The organism is Microvirga soli (assembly GCF_016734765.1).
GTDB classification, from domain to species: domain Bacteria; phylum Pseudomonadota; class Alphaproteobacteria; order Rhizobiales; family Beijerinckiaceae; genus Microvirga; species Microvirga soli.
Window position 1 is genome coordinate 99,139 of the sequence record NZ_JAERQE010000004.1, and the last position, 15,475, is coordinate 114,613.

Annotated in this window: 13 protein-coding genes; all 13 read right to left on the reverse strand. The window is 62.8% G+C overall.

The features are described from left to right. Position 1: 1 nt before the first annotated feature. Positions 2-1,186, reverse strand: a complete 1,185-nt coding sequence (gene dxr / locus JKL45_RS05790) for a 1-deoxy-D-xylulose-5-phosphate reductoisomerase (protein ID WP_201860168.1) — start codon at positions 1,184-1,186, stop codon at positions 2-4. Positions 1,187-1,192: 6 nt separating this feature from the next. Continuing rightward, on the reverse strand, positions 1,193-2,047 hold the full coding sequence (locus tag JKL45_RS05795) for a phosphatidate cytidylyltransferase (protein WP_201860169.1): 855 nt from the start codon (positions 2,045-2,047) through the stop codon (positions 1,193-1,195). Positions 2,048-2,049: 2 nt separating this feature from the next. Continuing rightward, positions 2,050-2,817, reverse strand: a complete 768-nt coding sequence (locus JKL45_RS05800; RefSeq protein WP_201860170.1) for an isoprenyl transferase — start codon at positions 2,815-2,817, stop codon at positions 2,050-2,052. A 30-nt stretch (positions 2,818-2,847) separates the two neighbouring features. Continuing rightward, positions 2,848-3,408 (reverse strand): ribosome recycling factor, encoded by a 561-nt coding sequence (gene frr / locus JKL45_RS05805; RefSeq protein WP_201860171.1) that lies wholly within the window; start codon positions 3,406-3,408, stop codon positions 2,848-2,850. Between the two features lie 70 nt (positions 3,409-3,478). Then, positions 3,479-4,192: a UMP kinase gene (gene pyrH, locus JKL45_RS05810; RefSeq protein WP_376771008.1), complete on the reverse strand. Its 714-nt coding sequence runs from the start codon at positions 4,190-4,192 to the stop codon at positions 3,479-3,481. Positions 4,193-4,264: 72 nt separating this feature from the next. Then, positions 4,265-5,194: a translation elongation factor Ts gene (tsf, locus tag JKL45_RS05815; RefSeq protein WP_201860173.1), complete on the reverse strand. Its 930-nt coding sequence runs from the start codon at positions 5,192-5,194 to the stop codon at positions 4,265-4,267. Between the two features lie 104 nt (positions 5,195-5,298). Next, complete coding sequence (locus tag JKL45_RS05820; RefSeq protein ID WP_201860174.1) at positions 5,299-6,324, reverse strand: 30S ribosomal protein S2; 1,026 nt, start codon at positions 6,322-6,324, stop codon at positions 5,299-5,301. A gap of 808 nt (positions 6,325-7,132) precedes the next feature. Then, the gene (dnaE, locus tag JKL45_RS05825; protein WP_201860175.1) at positions 7,133-10,606 is read right to left on the reverse strand and encodes a DNA polymerase III subunit alpha; all 3,474 of its coding nucleotides are present in this window, start codon (positions 10,604-10,606) and stop codon (positions 7,133-7,135) included. A gap of 392 nt (positions 10,607-10,998) precedes the next feature. Continuing rightward, positions 10,999-11,694 carry an ABC transporter ATP-binding protein gene (locus JKL45_RS05830; protein WP_201860176.1) on the reverse strand — a complete coding sequence of 232 codons (696 nt, stop codon included), beginning with the start codon at positions 11,692-11,694 and terminating at the stop codon, positions 10,999-11,001. Between the two features lie 2 nt (positions 11,695-11,696). Next, positions 11,697-12,986: a lipoprotein-releasing ABC transporter permease subunit gene (locus JKL45_RS05835; protein WP_201860177.1), complete on the reverse strand. Its 1,290-nt coding sequence runs from the start codon at positions 12,984-12,986 to the stop codon at positions 11,697-11,699. A 6-nt stretch (positions 12,987-12,992) separates the two neighbouring features. Next, positions 12,993-14,321 carry a proline--tRNA ligase gene (proS, locus tag JKL45_RS05840; RefSeq protein ID WP_201860178.1) on the reverse strand — a complete coding sequence of 443 codons (1,329 nt, stop codon included), beginning with the start codon at positions 14,319-14,321 and terminating at the stop codon, positions 12,993-12,995. 395 nt (positions 14,322-14,716) lie between these two features. Beyond that, positions 14,717-15,052 (reverse strand): DUF1467 family protein, encoded by a 336-nt coding sequence (locus JKL45_RS05845; RefSeq protein WP_246498332.1) that lies wholly within the window; start codon positions 15,050-15,052, stop codon positions 14,717-14,719. 10 nt (positions 15,053-15,062) lie between these two features. Continuing rightward, the gene (gene mce, locus JKL45_RS05850) at positions 15,063-15,467 is read right to left on the reverse strand and encodes a methylmalonyl-CoA epimerase (protein WP_201860179.1); all 405 of its coding nucleotides are present in this window, start codon (positions 15,465-15,467) and stop codon (positions 15,063-15,065) included. Positions 15,468-15,475: the final 8 nt, after the last annotated feature.

A 15,475-nucleotide genomic window follows, 5' to 3' on the forward strand; every position in this document is an offset into this window, starting at 1 on the left:
CCTAGCGAACCTGCGCCGCTTCAACGGGGGCTGGAATGAGCCTGCGCGCCGTCGCCCGGACCTCCTGGTCTAGAGCCAGGGCCTCCGCGACGGTCGCCAGGGTTGAAATTCGTCTTCCGGAGAAAGTCGAGCAAACCCTCTCAACAATCTCGGAAATATCATAAAATCCGATTGCCTCTGCCATATAGGCCTCGACGGCAATCTCGTTGGCGGCATTCAAGACAGTGGGCATCGCCCCTCCGGCCCTCAGCGCGGCTTTTGCCAAGGACAAGCACGGAAAACGCCCCTCGTCGGGCCGCTCGAAGCTTAAACGGCCAATCGCGGCAAGATCGAGACGAGGCAGTTCCATTCCCAGGCGGCCCTCGCCCTGGAGTGCATTGGCGATGGGAACCTTCATGTCCGGCAGGGCGAGCCCTGCTGTTACGGCTCCGTCGGTCCACTGCACCAAGCCGTGAACGATGGCTTCCGGGTGAACCAGGACATCGAGGCGCTCTGCGCCAAGACCGAACAGATGATGAGCCTCGATCAACTCGAGACCCTTGTTCATCAAGGTCGCAGAATCGATGTTGATCTTCGATCCCATGGACCAGACCGGATGAGCCGAGGCTTCCTTAGCGCTGGCCTTCGCAATCTGCTCCCTCGACCAAGTCCGGAATGGACCGCCTGAGGCGGTGATCACGGCCTTTTCCACATCACGGTTGAGACCGGCGGCCAAGGCGTGCTCCAGGGCATTGTGCTCGGAATCAACCGGCGTGATCTCGACGTTGAGGCGGCGCGCATCAGCCATGAAGGCATCGCCGGCGCAGACAAGGCTTTCCTTGTTGGCTAGGGCAATCCGCTTCGCCGATTTCAGGGCGCCATGGGTCGGGGCGAGTCCTGCGGTTCCGCTGATCGCGGCAAGGACGATGTCGGCCTCGCGCTCGGCGGCCTCCAAAACGGCAGCCTGCCCTGCTCCGCTCTCGATTCCCGTCCCGGAGAGCGCCTGCCGCAAGGCCTCACCTCCGCGCTCGTCGGCAAGGGCTGCGAAGCTTGCTCCGAGGCGGCGGGCAACCTCCGCCAGGGCCAGGGCATCGCGACCACCCACAACAGCCTCGACCCTAAACGCGTCGGGATGAGCCAGAACCACGTCCGCCGTCGAACGGCCGATCGAGCCGGTTGCTCCAAGAATCGTGAGGGAACGGGTCATCGAGGCCTATACGGTGGGGTCGAGGGTCAGCAGAACAAGGATCACGATGACACAGACGGCCCAGAAGCCGTCGAGCCGATCCATGACTCCGCCATGGCCTGGGATGAGATGGCTCGAATCCTTGACCTGGCAATGGCGCTTGAGCGCCGACTCGCCCAGATCGCCAACCTGACTGGCAATGGACGCCACGAAGGACAGGGCGGCAAGGCCGGCGAAACTCAAAGGCAGGGTGGCGCCGTAACGCTGACCGATCCAGGCCACCAGGAGCCCTCCTGCCGTTGCAGCAACAACCCCGCCGATGAATCCCGACCAAGTCTTCTTAGGGCTGATCGGGGGACAGAGCTTGGGTCCTCCGAAGGTGCGCCCCGTGAAGTAGGCCGCGATATCGGTGGCCCATACGACGGCGAACATCCAGAGGAGACCGAGGATCCCAAGATCGGGATGAGCGCGCACCATGGGAGGGACGAGGACGATCGGGACCGCATAGATGAAGCTGGAAACAGCCCATACCCGCTTCTGAGCACCGGATACCGCAAAGGCACCGGCTGCCAGGAAGGCAAGACCGACCGCCACGGAGAGCCAAGGCTCAGCCTCAAGCAGGAAAAGGAGCGTCAAGGCTGCAAGACCGCATCCAAGGATGGCCTGGACAAGCCGCCGGGGCTCGATCCCGGTCATGTCGGTCCATTCCACCATGATGGCGATTCCGGCTGCCAGCCAGAACAGGGCAAAAGGCCAGCCACCCCAATAGGCCGTCAGGAGCGCAGCCGCCACCATGACAAGGGCGGACAGAACTCTGGTGGTCAGTTCCTTGGATGGGACCGGCTTTGACTGAGACGGCGAGGAGCCTTCGTCCGCAACCATCGTCAGACAGCCCGGGCGCTCAGCCCGCCGAACCGACGGTCGCGCCTGCAATACTCATCGATGGCGGCTTTGAAAGCGGCCTCGTCGAAATCAGGCCAGTAGCAGGGCAGGAACACGAACTCGGAATAGGCGGTCTGCCAAGTCAGGAAGTTCGAGACCCGCTGCTCGCCGGAGGTCCTGATGACCAGATCCGGATCCGGAATTCCATGGGTGTCGAGGGCGGCGCCGACCGAATCCATGTCGATATCGACTGGATCGAGACTGCCCTCCTTCACCCTTCGGGCGAGCGCCCGTACGGCACTCACGATCTCCTGGCGCCCGCCATAATTGAAGGCAATCACCAGGGTAAGGCCCGTATTGGAACGGGTGAGCTGCTCAGCCTCGTCAAGGAGCAGGCGGATATCCGAGGTCAGCCCCTCCCGCTCGCCGATGATCCTGACCCGGATGTTGTTGGCATGAAGCTCCGCCAGATCGTGCCTGACAAAGCGCTTGAGGAGACCCATGAGGTCCGAGACCTCCTCAGCCGGGCGCCGCCAGTTTTCGGCGGAGAAGCTGTAGACGGTCAGGTACTGGATCCCTAAGGCTCCCGCCGTGCGCACGGCCCGGCGGATCGCCTCGACGCCGCGCCGATGCCCCTCGAAGCGGGGCAGGCCCCGTTGAGCAGCCCAACGGCCATTCCCATCCATGATGATGGCAACGTGGGCCGGCATCCCCTCGCCTGCTTCCCTGCAGGCAAAGCCTGGATCCACCCGTTTGGCTTCGCCGCTCATGATGTCCTGTTCCGATGCACGCCTTAAGGATCAGACGTGCATGATTTCCTTTTCCTTGGCGACCAGAATGGTATCGACCTCGGCCACGAACTGATCTGTCGCCTTCTGCACCTGCTCGGCATGACGCTTGCCGTCATCCTCGCTGATCGCGCTATCCTTCTCAAGCTTCTTGAGCAGGTCGAGGCCGTCGCGGCGCACATGGCGAACGGCGATTTTCGCCTCTTCGGCATATTTGTGCGCGACCTTCACCATCTCCTTGCGGCGCTGCTCGTTCATCTCAGGGATGCGCAGGCGGATCACTTGGCCTTCCGTCTGGGGATTGAGGCCGAGATCCGACTCACGGATCGCCTTTTCCACGGCCGCGACCATGCCCCGGTCCCAAACCTGAACGCTGAGCAGGCGCGGTTCCGGCACGTTGACGGTGGCCACCTGCGAGATCGGCATCGATGCGCCATAGGCATCGATCTGGATCGGGTCGAGCAGATTCGGGGAGGCGCGGCCCGTCCTGAGGCTGCCCAGGTCGTTCTTGAAAGCGTTGATGGCGCCCTGCATGCGGCGCTTCACATCGGCGATATCAAAGGTCGTAGCCATCGGTTTTGTCCTTACGCGAACTATCTAAACGGGCTTACGCCCCCCAGGGTCCAGCATCAAGACCCCTGGATCAAGGGGCGACAACCGTGGAGGGCACTTTCCCCTGGAGAAGAGCCGTCACGGAGCTGGGAGCATGCACCGAGCCCACGATGATCGACAATTTGCTCTCGCGAGCCAGCGCGAAGGCCGCCGTATCCATTACCTTCAGGTCCCTGGCAATCGCCTCGTCATGGGTCAGGCGGTCGAATCGGACCGCATTCGGGTCCTTCTTGGGGTCGGCCGAGTAGACGCCATCGACCTGGGTCGCCTTGAGCACCGCGTCGCAGCGCAGTTCGGCCGCGCGCAGGACAGCGGCGGTGTCGGTGGTGAAGAACGGGTTGCCGGTGCCGCCGGCCAGAACCACCACCTGGCCCTTGTCCAGGTGATGCAGGGCAGGCTGGCGGGCATAGGTCTCGCAGATGGTCGGCATGGAAACAGCCGACATGGTCCGGGCAGGAACGCCGGCGGCGTTCAGGGCCGTCTCGACGGCAAGCGAGTTCATGACCGTGCCGAGCATGCCCATGGAATCGGCGGTCGGGCGGTCGATCCAGCCGGCAGCGCTCATGCGGGCGCCGCGAATGATGTTGCCGCCGCCGATGACCACGGCGATCTCGAAGCCAGCGCGGGTGGCCTGAGCGAGATCCTCCGCCAAAGAGGTCAGGATCTGGGGGTCGAGCCAGTAGCCGTCAGGGGCCATGAGGGCCTCGCCTGAGAGCTTCACCAGGATGCGCCGGAACGTTGCCATCATCAGACCTTTCTTTTCGAACCTTCTCATGAAAACGGCGGCTGAGGAGCCGCCGTTTCGTTTAGGGTCGATTTAGGCCTTCAGCCCCGCTTGGGCGGCGACTTCCGCCGCGAAGTCCGGAGCCTCCTCCTTCTCGATGCCCTCACCGAGAGCATAGCGGACGAAGGCCTTCAGGGTAACCGGCTTGCCGGCCTTGGACTCGGCTTCCTTGAGCACCTGGCTCACGGTCTTGGACGGATCGTGCACGAAGGGCTGCTCCAGGAGGGTGACTTCCTTGAAGTAGCTCTTCAGGCCGCTCTCGATGATCTTCTGCATGACATTGTCGGGCTTGCCGGCATTCTTGTCGCGCAGAATGGCGCTCTCGCGCTCAACTGTCGCCTGATCGACACCGGAGGCATCGAGAGCAAGCGGGCTGGTGGCGGCCACGTGCATGGCGATCTGACGGCCGAGCGCACCGAGAACGGTCACGTCGCCCTCGGACTCAAGCGCCACGAGCACGCCGATCTTGCCGAGGCCTTCGGTGACGGCGTTGTGCACGTAGGACGCGATCACGCCCTTCGACACTTCCAGCTTCGTGATGCGGCGCAGGGTCATGTTCTCGCCGATGGTGGCGATGAGCTCCTGCAGGCGATCCTTCACGGTCGTCTGCGAACCCGGGAAGTGCGCAGCCTCGAGCGACTCGATGGTGCCGGTGCCCATGAGGCCGATCTTGGCGGCTTCGCGGACGAAAGCCTGGAACCCGTCGTTGCGGGCGACGAAGTCCGTCTCGGAATTCACCTCAAGGATCGTCGCGGTGTGGCCCGACGACTCGACGGCCACGAGGCCCTCGGCGGCCACGCGACCGGCCTTCTTGGCAGCCTTCGAGAGGCCCTTCTTGCGAAGCCAGTCGATCGCGGCCTCCATGTCGCCGTTGGTCTCGGCGAGGGCGGCCTTGCAGTCCATCATGCCGGCGCTGGTCGTTTCGCGCAGCTCTTTCACCATCGCAGCGGTAATGTTCGCCATGGCTGTTCCTTTCAAGGTTTATGCATAGAGGGAGCCCGGCGCTCGTGGAACGCCGGGCTCGGTCATTCGTTCAAGCGGCGCTGCACAGTGCGGCGCCGTAAGGCTTACGCGGCAGCGGCTTCGATCATCGAGCGGGCCTGGTTGATCCAGCCATCGCGCTCGAGACGGCCGTTCAGCTTCAGGTCCTTGTCGAGCTGAGCGGTATCGGCCGGCTGCATGGCAGCGAGCTGCCAATAGTGGAAGATGCCGGCTTCGTTGAGCTTCTTCTCGAGCTGCGGGCCGACGCCGTTGAGCTTGGTCAGGTCGTCCGGAGCGCCGCGGGGAGCTGCCAGACGCTCGAACTGCTCACCCTCATAGGCGGGGACAGCAGCCGTGTCGTTGGCCGGAAGCTCTTCAGCCATCGGGTTCTCGGAGGCACCGATGTCGATGCCCATGTCGCCGGCGCCGCGGGAGATGCCGTCGAGGGCAGCACGGGCAACCAGATCGCAATAGAGAGCGATCGCGCGACCGGCGTCGTCATTGGCCGGAACCGGGAAGGTGATGCCGTCCGGATCGCAGTTGGTGTCGACGATGGCTGCCACCGGGATTCCGAGGCGCTTGGCCTCCTGAATCGCCAGCTGCTCCTTGTTGGTGTCGATGACGAAGATCAGGTCGGGCGTGCCGCCCATGTCCTTGATGCCGCCAAGAGCGCGCTCGAGCTTTTCCTTCTCGCGGGCGAGCATGAGGCGCTCTTTCTTCGTGAGGCCCTGGCCGCCGCCGGCGAGGATCTCGTCGACCTTGCGCAGACGCGAGATCGAGCCCGAGATCGTCTTCCAATTGGTCAGCATGCCGCCGAGCCAACGAGCATTCACATAATACTGCGCCGAGCGCTTGGCCGCATCGGCGACCGCATCGGCTGCCTGACGCTTGGTGCCGACGAACAGCACGCGGCCGCCCTTGGCCACGGTGTCGCTCACCGCCTGAAGGGCGCGGTGCAGCATCGGAACCGACTGGGCGAGGTCGATGATGTGGATGTTGTTGCGGGTGCCAAAGATGTATTGACCCATCTTCGGGTTCCAGCGGTGGGCCTGGTGGCCAAAGTGAGCGCCAGCCTCAAGCAGGCTGCGCATCGAAAATTCAGGAAGCGCCATAGTCTATTCTCCGGTTAAGCCTCCGCGGAACAGTGGACCGGACTTTCCGGCCACCGGGGGTTCCTCATGGACTCATGAGGGGATTCCGCGTGTGGGATGCGGGCGCATATAGGGGGAAACGCGAGGAAACGCAAGCGGGGGCGTTCTCCTGCCGGAGCATGGCGCCGTACCCTCCCCGGTGTCGTCCCCGCGCAGGCGGGGATCCAGAGCCACGACGCCTCAAGGAGGGCGGGAAGTGTTGCACCTCGTTCTGCCTCGTCGGCGGTTATGGATCCCGGGCTCTGCTGCGCAGCCCCGGGATAACAGTGCTGGGCTGGTCTGACGACCCCGGATCTGCGCTGCGCTTCGTCCGGGATGACGCGAGTGGTGGGGTGTCAAAGAGCAGCCAGCACCTTGTGGCCCGCAGCGGGTGCTGCGAGCCTGAAGGGCAATCGAGGGTGGCGCGACAGGCAGCCCGGCTCGATGATGGATGGTGAGAAGGAAGAGCCGAGGTGCCTCTTCGCGCACGGCTTCTTTAGGCGTTCAAGCGGTGCCAGCCCGGTGACCGTTCCAGGCGTTGCCCGTCTGCTCGACGGGGGCCTTGAACCGATTCCGACCACCGGCATGCAGCCTGGGCCTCCTGTCAGTGAAGCTTGCGAGGCCGCACCACAGGACCGTGCCTGCCTCCACACTGCGACGCCTCGCGAGCGCGCCCCTCATTAGAGGCAGGTCTAACAAACGATATAGCCGATGTTAGGAGAATTGTCAAGAACAAATAGGGAACATAAGGCTACCCCACCCTCTCTGCGAGGGAAGGCTCCGCACCGGCCTAATTCATATGAACGTCTACGACCCCCGGCACAGCCCGGAGAGCACCGGCGATCTGCGGCGAGGCCATGTATTTGCCGGGAAGCTTGACCTCTACCTCCCGATCGCCGTCGTCCAGGATCAGAACCAGGGAGACCTCGCCCTCGCCTCTTGCCTTCAGGCGCTCGCAGACGCTGGAGATCGGTCGCTCGTCCCGCAGGAAAATCCGCATGCCTTTCTGGTGCTTGGCGAGAGCCTCTTCCAACGGCTCGGCGATGCCGATTCGCGCCCTCACCTCCTCGCCCTCCATGCCGGCCTGCAGCATGAGGACCACGGCGGCGCCGGGCTCGAGCACTTCGCGGAAGCGCATGAGGCCCTCCGAGAAGATGATGGCCTCGAACTGCCCGGTCTGATCGGAGAGCATGAGAATGCCCATCTTATTACCGGTCTTGGTCCGGCGCTCCTGGCGATCGAGCACAGTTGCGGCGACCCGCCCCACGGAATTGCCCGCCTTCACCGAGCGGCAGAACTCAACCCAGGTTTGCACCCGCAATTTCTTGAGAAGGTCACCGTACTCGTCGAGCGGATGACCCGAAAGGAAGAAGCCGACGGCGTCATATTCCCGCTGCAGTCTCTCGGCCGCCGGCCAGGGATCGTAAGGGCCAATCCGCAGGTGGACATCGGCCGAAGCAACTCCCCCGAACATGTCCATCATGCCGCCGTTGGCCGCCTCATGGGACTGCTGGGCAAGACTCATCATGGCGTCGATGGACGCGCAGGCTTTTGCCCGATCCGGCTCCACCTCGTCGAAGGCACCGGCAGCGATCAGGTTCTCCACGGTTCGCTTGTTGATCATGCGCGGATTGATGCGCCGGGCGAAGTCGGCGAGATCCTTGAAGGGCTTGTCCCCGCGGGCCTCGACCACGCTCTCGATGGCCTGCCGGCCCACGCCTTTGACGGCAGCCAGCGCATAGAGAATCTGCCCCTGGCCTTCTGCATCGTACTCCACGTCGAACACCACACCCGACCGGTTGATGGAGGGTGGGATGACCTTGAAGCCAAGGCGCTGGACCTCGCGGCGGAATTCCGACAGCTTGTCGGTGTTGTCGAGATCGAGCGTCATGGACGCGGCCAGGAACTCGACTGGATGGTTGGCCTTCAGGTAGGCGGTCTGGAACGCGACGAGCGCATAGGCTGCCGCGTGGCTCTTGTTGAAGCCGTAATCGGCAAACTTCGCGAGCAGGTCGAAGATCTCGTTGGCTTTCGCCTTGTCGAGGCCGCCCTCCTTCGCACCGGACACAAAACGCTCGCGCTGCGCGTCCATCTCGGCCTTGATCTTCTTGCCCATGGCGCGGCGCAGAAGGTCGGCGTCGCCGAGCGAGTAGCCGGAGAGGACCTTCGCCACCTCCATCACCTGCTCCTGGTAGACGATGATGCCGAAGGTCTCGCGCAGGATCGGCTCGAGCTTGTCGTGGGGGTACCAGTCTTTCTTGTTGTGCTCGTCCTTGCCCAATTTGCGCGCGCAATAGACCGGGATATTCGCCATCGGACCCGGACGGTAGAGCGCCACGAGAGCGATGATGTCCTCGAAGCGGTCGGTCTCCATTTCGACAAGCGCCTTGCGCATGCCCGCCGATTCCACCTGGAACACGCCGACCGTCTCGCCGCGCTGGAGCATCTCGTAGGTCTTACGGTCATCCAGTGGCAGTGCCGAGAGATCGATCTCGATCCCCTTGCGGCGAATGAGGTCGACCGCCGTGCGCAGGACGGTGAGGGTCTTGAGACCCAAGAAGTCGAACTTTACGAGGCCCGCCTGCTCGACCCATTTCATGTTGAACTGGGTCACCCGCATGCCGGTCTTCGGGTCTCGGTAGAGCGGCACCAGTTCCTGCAGCGGACGATCACCGATCACGACACCCGCCGCGTGGGTCGAGGCGTGCCGATGCAGGCCTTCCAGCTTCTGCGCGATGTCGAGCATGCGCTTGACGACGGGTTCCTCGTCGATGGCAGCCTGTAGCTTCGGCTCGCCTTCGATAGCCTGGGCGAGCGTCACCGGATTGGCAGGGTTCTGCGGCACGAGCTTGGTGAGTTTGTCCACCTGGCCGTACGGCATCTCCAGCACGCGGCCGACGTCGCGCAGCACGCCGCGGGCGAGCAGCGTACCGAAGGTGATGATCTGCGCGACCTGCTCCTCACCATACCGCTGCTGCACATATTGGATCACGCGTTCGCGTCCATCCACGCAGAAGTCGATGTCGAAGTCCGGCATCGAAACGCGTTCCGGATTGAGGAAGCGCTCGAAGAGTAGGCTGAAACGCAGGGGGTCGAGATCCGTGATGGTGAGCGCATAGGCCACGAGCGAACCCGCACCGGAGCCACGGCCCGGCCCCACCGGGATGTCGTGATCCTTCGCCCATTTGATGAAGTCCGCCACGATCAGGAAGTAGCCGGGGAACTGCATCTTGCGAATGATGCCGACCTCGAAGGCCAGCCGGTCGTGATAAACCTGCTCGGTCAGTCCCGGCGCCGGGCCATGCGCGGCAAGACGCCTGGCGAGACCTTCTTCCGCCTGGCGCTGCAACTCCGCGCCTTCATCGAGAGTAGCGGCGTCAGGACCGGTGCCGAAATTCGGCAGGATAGGCTTGCGGGTCTTCACGCGCGTTGCGCAGCGCATGGCGATTTCGACGCTGGCCTGCAGGGCATCCGGCAGGTCCGCGAACAGCTCCATCATCTGCTGGCGCGTCTTGAAGTGGTGCTCCGGCGAGAGGCGGCGGCGATCCGGGTTGGAGACGATCTGCCCTTCCGCGATGGCAAGCAGCGCATCGTGCGCCTCATAGTCTTTTGCCGACGAGAAGAAGGGCTCGTTGGCGGCAACGATCGGCAAGCCATTGCGATCGGCAAGCGTCAGCAACTCGCCCTCGATCAGGCGTTCGTCTTCCAATCCATGACGCTGGATCTCGACATAGAGTTGGTGTCCGAAGGCTTCCTTCAGGATACCGAGCCGCGCCTGAGCCAAATCCTGGCGCCCACCATTGCGCAGGGCGCCGTCGAGAGGCCCTGTGAAGCCGCCCGTCAGCGCGATGATCCCTTCGCTGTGAGCCGACAAGATGGGAGCCGCAACGCGTGGGCTCTCGCCGAGCGGCACGCCGAAATAGGCGTGGCTCACCAGGCGCATGAGGTTGCGATAGCCCTCCTCGTTCTGCGCGAGCAGCACGATATTGGCGGGCTGGGGCACCACGCGGGCAACAGGATCGGCTTCCTCGAAGCAGACCGAGAGCTGGACGCCGGCGATGGGCTGGATGCCGGAGCCCGCCATCTTCTCGGAGAATTCGAGGCCACCAAAGAGATTGTTGGTGTCGGTGAGCGCCAGCGCCGGCTGCTTGTCGGCGGCAGCGAGTTTCGCCAATTGCGCGATCTTCAGGGCACCCTCGAGCAGAGAATACGAGGAATGCACGTGCAGATGAACGAAACCAATATCCTGGAGAATGCGCGCCATGAAACTCTACTCACTCAATGGCACGCATAGTGGCACGATTCTTTCCTCGAAATCCTAACCCAGGACGCCGAGGACTATGTTCCTGTGAATCGCGGTGGGTTGTTGTGGATTTCCGGTATCAAGCGATGGGAGAAAGAACCAGAGCCCAGATTGCCACGGCCGAGCCGAACATAGCGAGCGAAGCGATTTCGGCGGTGGTCTCGATGATGAAGCGAAGCATGGTCCGATCTCCGTGTTCCCAATATGTTCATATTTGTTCATTGGATGTTCTGTGTAAAGCGTGTGCAAAGACTGCTTTCGGGACGGAGTCAACAAAGCGTAAAGATGCGATCACGCACAGGCGGGCGTGCCTGGAAGGCGCCGACTTACAATCTCAGTGAGAGCGTGAAACCTCAGGGCAGCTGAACGATCAGCCCGTCGCGGATGGTCACGCGCCGATCCATGCGGGCGGCGAGATCCATGTTGTGGGTAGCGATAAGAGCCGCGAGCTTCGAGGCGCGGACAATGGCCACGAGGGTCTGGAACACCCGGTCAGCCGTGTGCGGGTCGAGGTTGCCCGTGGGCTCGTCCGCCAGTAGCAGACGCGGGGCGTTGGCAACCGCGCGTGCGATGGCGACGCGCTGCTGCTCACCGCCGGAGAGTTCACCGGGGCGATGGTCCAGGCGCTTGCCCAAACCCAAGAAGGTCAGGAGCTGCTTCGCACGATCCTGCGCTTCGGGCTTCGGCAGACCCCGAATGAGCTGCGGTATCACCACATTCTCCAGCGCCGAGAATTCCGGCAGGAGATGGTGAAACTGGTAAACGAAGCCAAGTTCCTCGCGCCGCACTCGCGTACGCTCCTGGTCGTTCATGGAGGCCGTCTGCTTCGAGCCCACGAAGACCTCACCGCCATCGGGCTTCTCGAGCAGGCCTGCCACATGAAGCAGGGTCGACTTGCCCGTGCCGGACGGCGCCACGAGGGCAACGATCTCGCCCGGCCAGATCGCGAGGTCTGTCCCGCGCAGCACTTCGAGGAAGCTGCCCGCTTGCGGGTAGCGACGCTCGACTTTCGACAGGTACAGGGCGGGTTGGGACTGGGCTGGCGACATGCTTATCCGTAACGCAACGCCTCGACAGGATCGAGTTTGGCAGCTCGCCAAGAAGGGTAGAGGGTCGCGAGCAGCGACAGCACCATCGCCATGATCAGGATGGTCGCCACTTCGGTGGGATTCACATCGGCAGGCAGGCGGCTCAGGAAGTAAAGTTCAGCCGGAAAGAGGTTCGTGCTTGTGAGCCGTGAGATCACATCGCGAATGGTCTCGACATTGAGCGCGAGCAGGAGACCGAGGCCGAAGCCCGCAATGGTGCCGACGATTCCAATGGAGGCACCCGTGATCAGGAACACGCGCATAATGGCTCCGCGCGTCGCCCCCATGGTGCGCAGGATCGCAATGTCCTCCGATTTATCCTTCACAAGCATGATGAGGCCGGAGATGATGTTGAGCGCCGCCACCAGCACGATGAGGGTCAGGATGAGGAACATCACGTTGCGCTCGACCTCGAGCGCGCCGAAGAAGGTGCGGTTGCGCTGGCGCCAGTCGGTCATCAGGATCGGCCGGCCCGCCGCCTCGTCGATGGCCGCGCGGGCCTCATCCACCCGGTCGGCATTGTCGAGATAGACCTCGATCAGCTGCACGTCGCCCTGACGGTTGAAATAGTTCTGCGCCTCCGTGAGCGGCATGAACACGAAGGTGGAGTCGAACTCCGACATGCCGATCTCGAAGATTGCCTTCACCGGATAGCCCTTGACCCGGGGCGCTGTGCCGAAGGGCGTTGAGGCGCCCCGGGGCGTGATGAGCGTAAAGGTGTCGCCTGCTTGGAGCGACAGGGCATCCGCAAGACGCCGGCCGATTGCCACCCCCTCGCCTTCATCGAAGTCGTCGAGCGTGCCCTGGCGGATATTGCCCGAGATATGCTGGATCTTCTGCAAGTCCTCGGGGCGAATGCCCCGCACGAGAACGCCGCTTCCGTTATATTGCGAGGAGCCGAAGGCCTGCCCCTCCACCAATGGAATAGCGCGCCGAACGCCCGGCACGGCGGCAATGCGCGCAGCCACCTCCGGATAGTCAGTCAGCGGGCTTTCTATCGGTGCCACGAAGATATGGCCGTTGATGCCGACGATCTTGTCGAGCAGCTCCTTGCGGAAACCGTTCATGACCGAGAGCACCACGATCAGCGTGGCGACACCGAGCATGATGCCGAGGAACGAGAAACCGGCGATCACCGAGACGAAGCCTTCCCGCCGCCGCGTGCGCAGGTAGCGACCGGCGAGCATCCACTCGAAGAGCGAAAAGGGTTTCGTCCCCGTAGGTGTCGCTTTGGTTTCCGCTGCCTTGGCCATGGGAGCTTATTTATGGCCAATGAGGCGGGCGGCCACGTCGTCGAGAGACAGCGTCTCACGTTCGCCGGTGGCGCGGCGCTTCAGCTCCACCTTACCTTCAGCAAGTCCTTTCGGGCCGATCACCACCTGCCACGGCACGCCGATAAGGTCTGCGGTGGCGAACTTGCCGCCGGGGCGCTCGTCGCGATCATCGTAAAGCACGTCGCGTCCAGCGGCGGAGAGCTCACGGTAGAGCCGCTCGCAGGCAGCATCCGTGCCGGCATCGCCTGCCTTCAGGTTGAGGATCGCGATATCGAAGGGCGCCACACCTTCCGGCCAGATGATGCCGTTCTCGTCATGGCTGGCCTCGATAATGGCGGCGATCAGGCGGCTTGGGCCGATGCCGTAGGAGCCCATATGGACCGGCCTCTCCTGCCCGTCCGGCCCCATGACCTTAGCGCCCATGGGCTCGGAGTACTTGGTGCCGAAATAGAAGATGTGGCCGACCTCGATGCCGCGCGCCGACATCTTCTTGTCGGCGGGCACCGCGTCGAAGGCGCCTGCATCGTGCATCTCGGACGTGGCGGCGTAGAGCGAAGTCCACTTATCGACGGTGCTCTGCAGGCCAGGAATATCGTCGAAATCGGTATCTTCGGCCGGAATGTCGAAGTTCAGGTAATCCGCGTGGCAGAACACCTCGCTCTCGCCCGTCGAGGCCAGGATGATGAACTCGTGGCTCAGGTTGCCGCCGATCGGGCCCGTATCGGCCCGCATCGGGATCGCCTTGAGACCCATCCGGGCAAAGGTGCGCAGATAAGCCACGAACATCTTGTTGTAGGAGTGGACGGCACCGTCCTGATCGAGATCGAAGGAATAGGCATCCTTCATCAGGAACTCGCGCGAGCGCATGACGCCGAAGCGCGGGCGCACCTCGTCGCGGAACTTCCACTGAATGTGATAAAGGTTCAGCGGCAGATCCTTGTAGGAGCGCACATAGCCGCGGAAGATCTCCGTGACCATTTCCTCATTGGTCGGGCCGAAGAGCATCTCGCGCTCATGCCGGTCCTGGATGCGCAGCATCTCCTTGCCATAAGCGTCGTAGCGGCCCGACTCGCGCCACAGATCCGCCGACTGGATCGTCGGCATGAGAAGCTCGACGGCGCCCGAGCGGTTCTGCTCTTCGCGGACGATGGCGTTGATCTTGTTCAGGACCCTCAGCCCCAGCGGCAGCCAAGCGTAAATGCCCGCCGATTCCTGGCGGATCATGCCGGCGCGCAACATCAGGCGGTGGGAGACGATCTCCGCTTCCTTCGGCGTCTCGCGGAGAATGGGGAGGAAGTAGCGGCTCAAACGCATGGGACGCCTTTTAAGGTCTCGATCTGAACAGAAGCTGAGTAACGACTCGTTTCCAGCACACAACACAGGCCCCGGGCAAAAGACAAGCTGTCATCGGTTCGCAGGAGCCGCGGCGAGGTGGATTAGACCAAAGATGAATACATGAAATGCCGAAATTTGCATCATCGGCTGCCTAAGAACGGTGACACCCCAACGGAAGGTGACTATAAACAAAATCCTAACGTCTTGAGACCCTCAGAGGTCGGAGGCTACGGTCCGAGTTTCGGGAGGAACAATGTCCCTAAGCGCCAGATAGGCGCCGGCCTAAGAAAGCCAGGGATCAAAAATTGCCAAAAGGCAGTTCAGGCAAGGCGAAAGCCTTGCTTTTCTTTTTTGGGCTACCGGCCAGAGGCTGTCTAGAGACCTGCCAGAGGGAAAACCAAAGCAACGATCACCAGCACCACTGAAGCGACGAGCGTCGTCCAGATCGCCTTCTCGCGCAGAGCAGGAAGCGCGGGCGCCCCCGGCTCGCTGCCGCGGATCACCTCACCGGCCTCTGCCTGGCTGCGAACGCCGAAAGGCAGAACGGCGAAGAGCAGGATCCACCAGATCACGAAGTAAAGGGCCAACGCTCCGCTGATCCGCAACTCGAAGCCGTTGACCACCACGGCGATAGCAATCGCCGAGACCACGACTACCACAGCCAGAGTGGACCAGAACGACCGAGCAAGGGTTTTGACAAAGTTTATCAACAGCTTGTCCTCAGGCTTGTTCAAGTTCGATGAGAGTGCCGTTGAAATCCTTGGGGTGCAGGAAAAGCACGGGTTTTCCATGCGCTCCGGTCTTCGGCTCGCCAGTGCCGAGCACCCTGGCCCCGGAATTCACAAGCTGGTCCCGAGCCGCGTTGATGTCGTCGACTTCGTAGCAGATGTGATGCATGCCGCCGTCCGGGTTCTTCTCGAGGAACCGGGCAATGGGGGATTCCGCTCCAAGCGGCTCCAGCAGCTCGATCTTGGTGTTGGGCAGCGTGATGAACACGACGGTGACACCGTGCTCTTCGAGCGGCTCAGGTGCCGAGACCTCGGCGCCGAGAGTATTGCGGTAGAGCTCGGAAGCCGCCGTGATATCCCGCACGGCGATGGCGACATGGTTGAGACGTCCGATCATTCTGGTCC

Bases quoted from the DNA above. Each gene is read 5' to 3' on its own strand.
- JKL45_RS05830 (WP_201860176.1), bottom strand. From the start codon at position 11,694: ATGTCGCCAGCCCAGTCCCAACCCGCCCTGTACCTGTCGAAAGTCGAG.
- proS (WP_201860178.1), bottom strand. From the start codon at position 14,321: ATGCGTTTGAGCCGCTACTTCCTCCCCATTCTCCGCGAGACGCCGAAG.
- frr (WP_201860171.1), bottom strand. From the start codon at position 3,408: ATGGCTACGACCTTTGATATCGCCGATGTGAAGCGCCGCATGCAGGGC.
- JKL45_RS05835 (WP_201860177.1), bottom strand. From the start codon at position 12,986: ATGGCCAAGGCAGCGGAAACCAAAGCGACACCTACGGGGACGAAACCC.
- pyrH (WP_376771008.1), bottom strand. From the start codon at position 4,192: ATGGCAACGTTCCGGCGCATCCTGGTGAAGCTCTCAGGCGAGGCCCTC.
- mce (WP_201860179.1), bottom strand. From the start codon at position 15,467: ATGATCGGACGTCTCAACCATGTCGCCATCGCCGTGCGGGATATCACG.
- dxr (WP_201860168.1), bottom strand. From the start codon at position 1,186: ATGACCCGTTCCCTCACGATTCTTGGAGCAACCGGCTCGATCGGCCGT.
- JKL45_RS05795 (WP_201860169.1), bottom strand. From the start codon at position 2,047: ATGGTTGCGGACGAAGGCTCCTCGCCGTCTCAGTCAAAGCCGGTCCCA.
- JKL45_RS05820 (WP_201860174.1), bottom strand. From the start codon at position 6,324: ATGGCGCTTCCTGAATTTTCGATGCGCAGCCTGCTTGAGGCTGGCGCT.
- JKL45_RS05800 (WP_201860170.1), bottom strand. From the start codon at position 2,817: ATGAGCGGCGAAGCCAAACGGGTGGATCCAGGCTTTGCCTGCAGGGAA.
- tsf (WP_201860173.1), bottom strand. From the start codon at position 5,194: ATGGCGAACATTACCGCTGCGATGGTGAAAGAGCTGCGCGAAACGACC.
- dnaE (WP_201860175.1), bottom strand. From the start codon at position 10,606: ATGGCGCGCATTCTCCAGGATATTGGTTTCGTTCATCTGCACGTGCAT.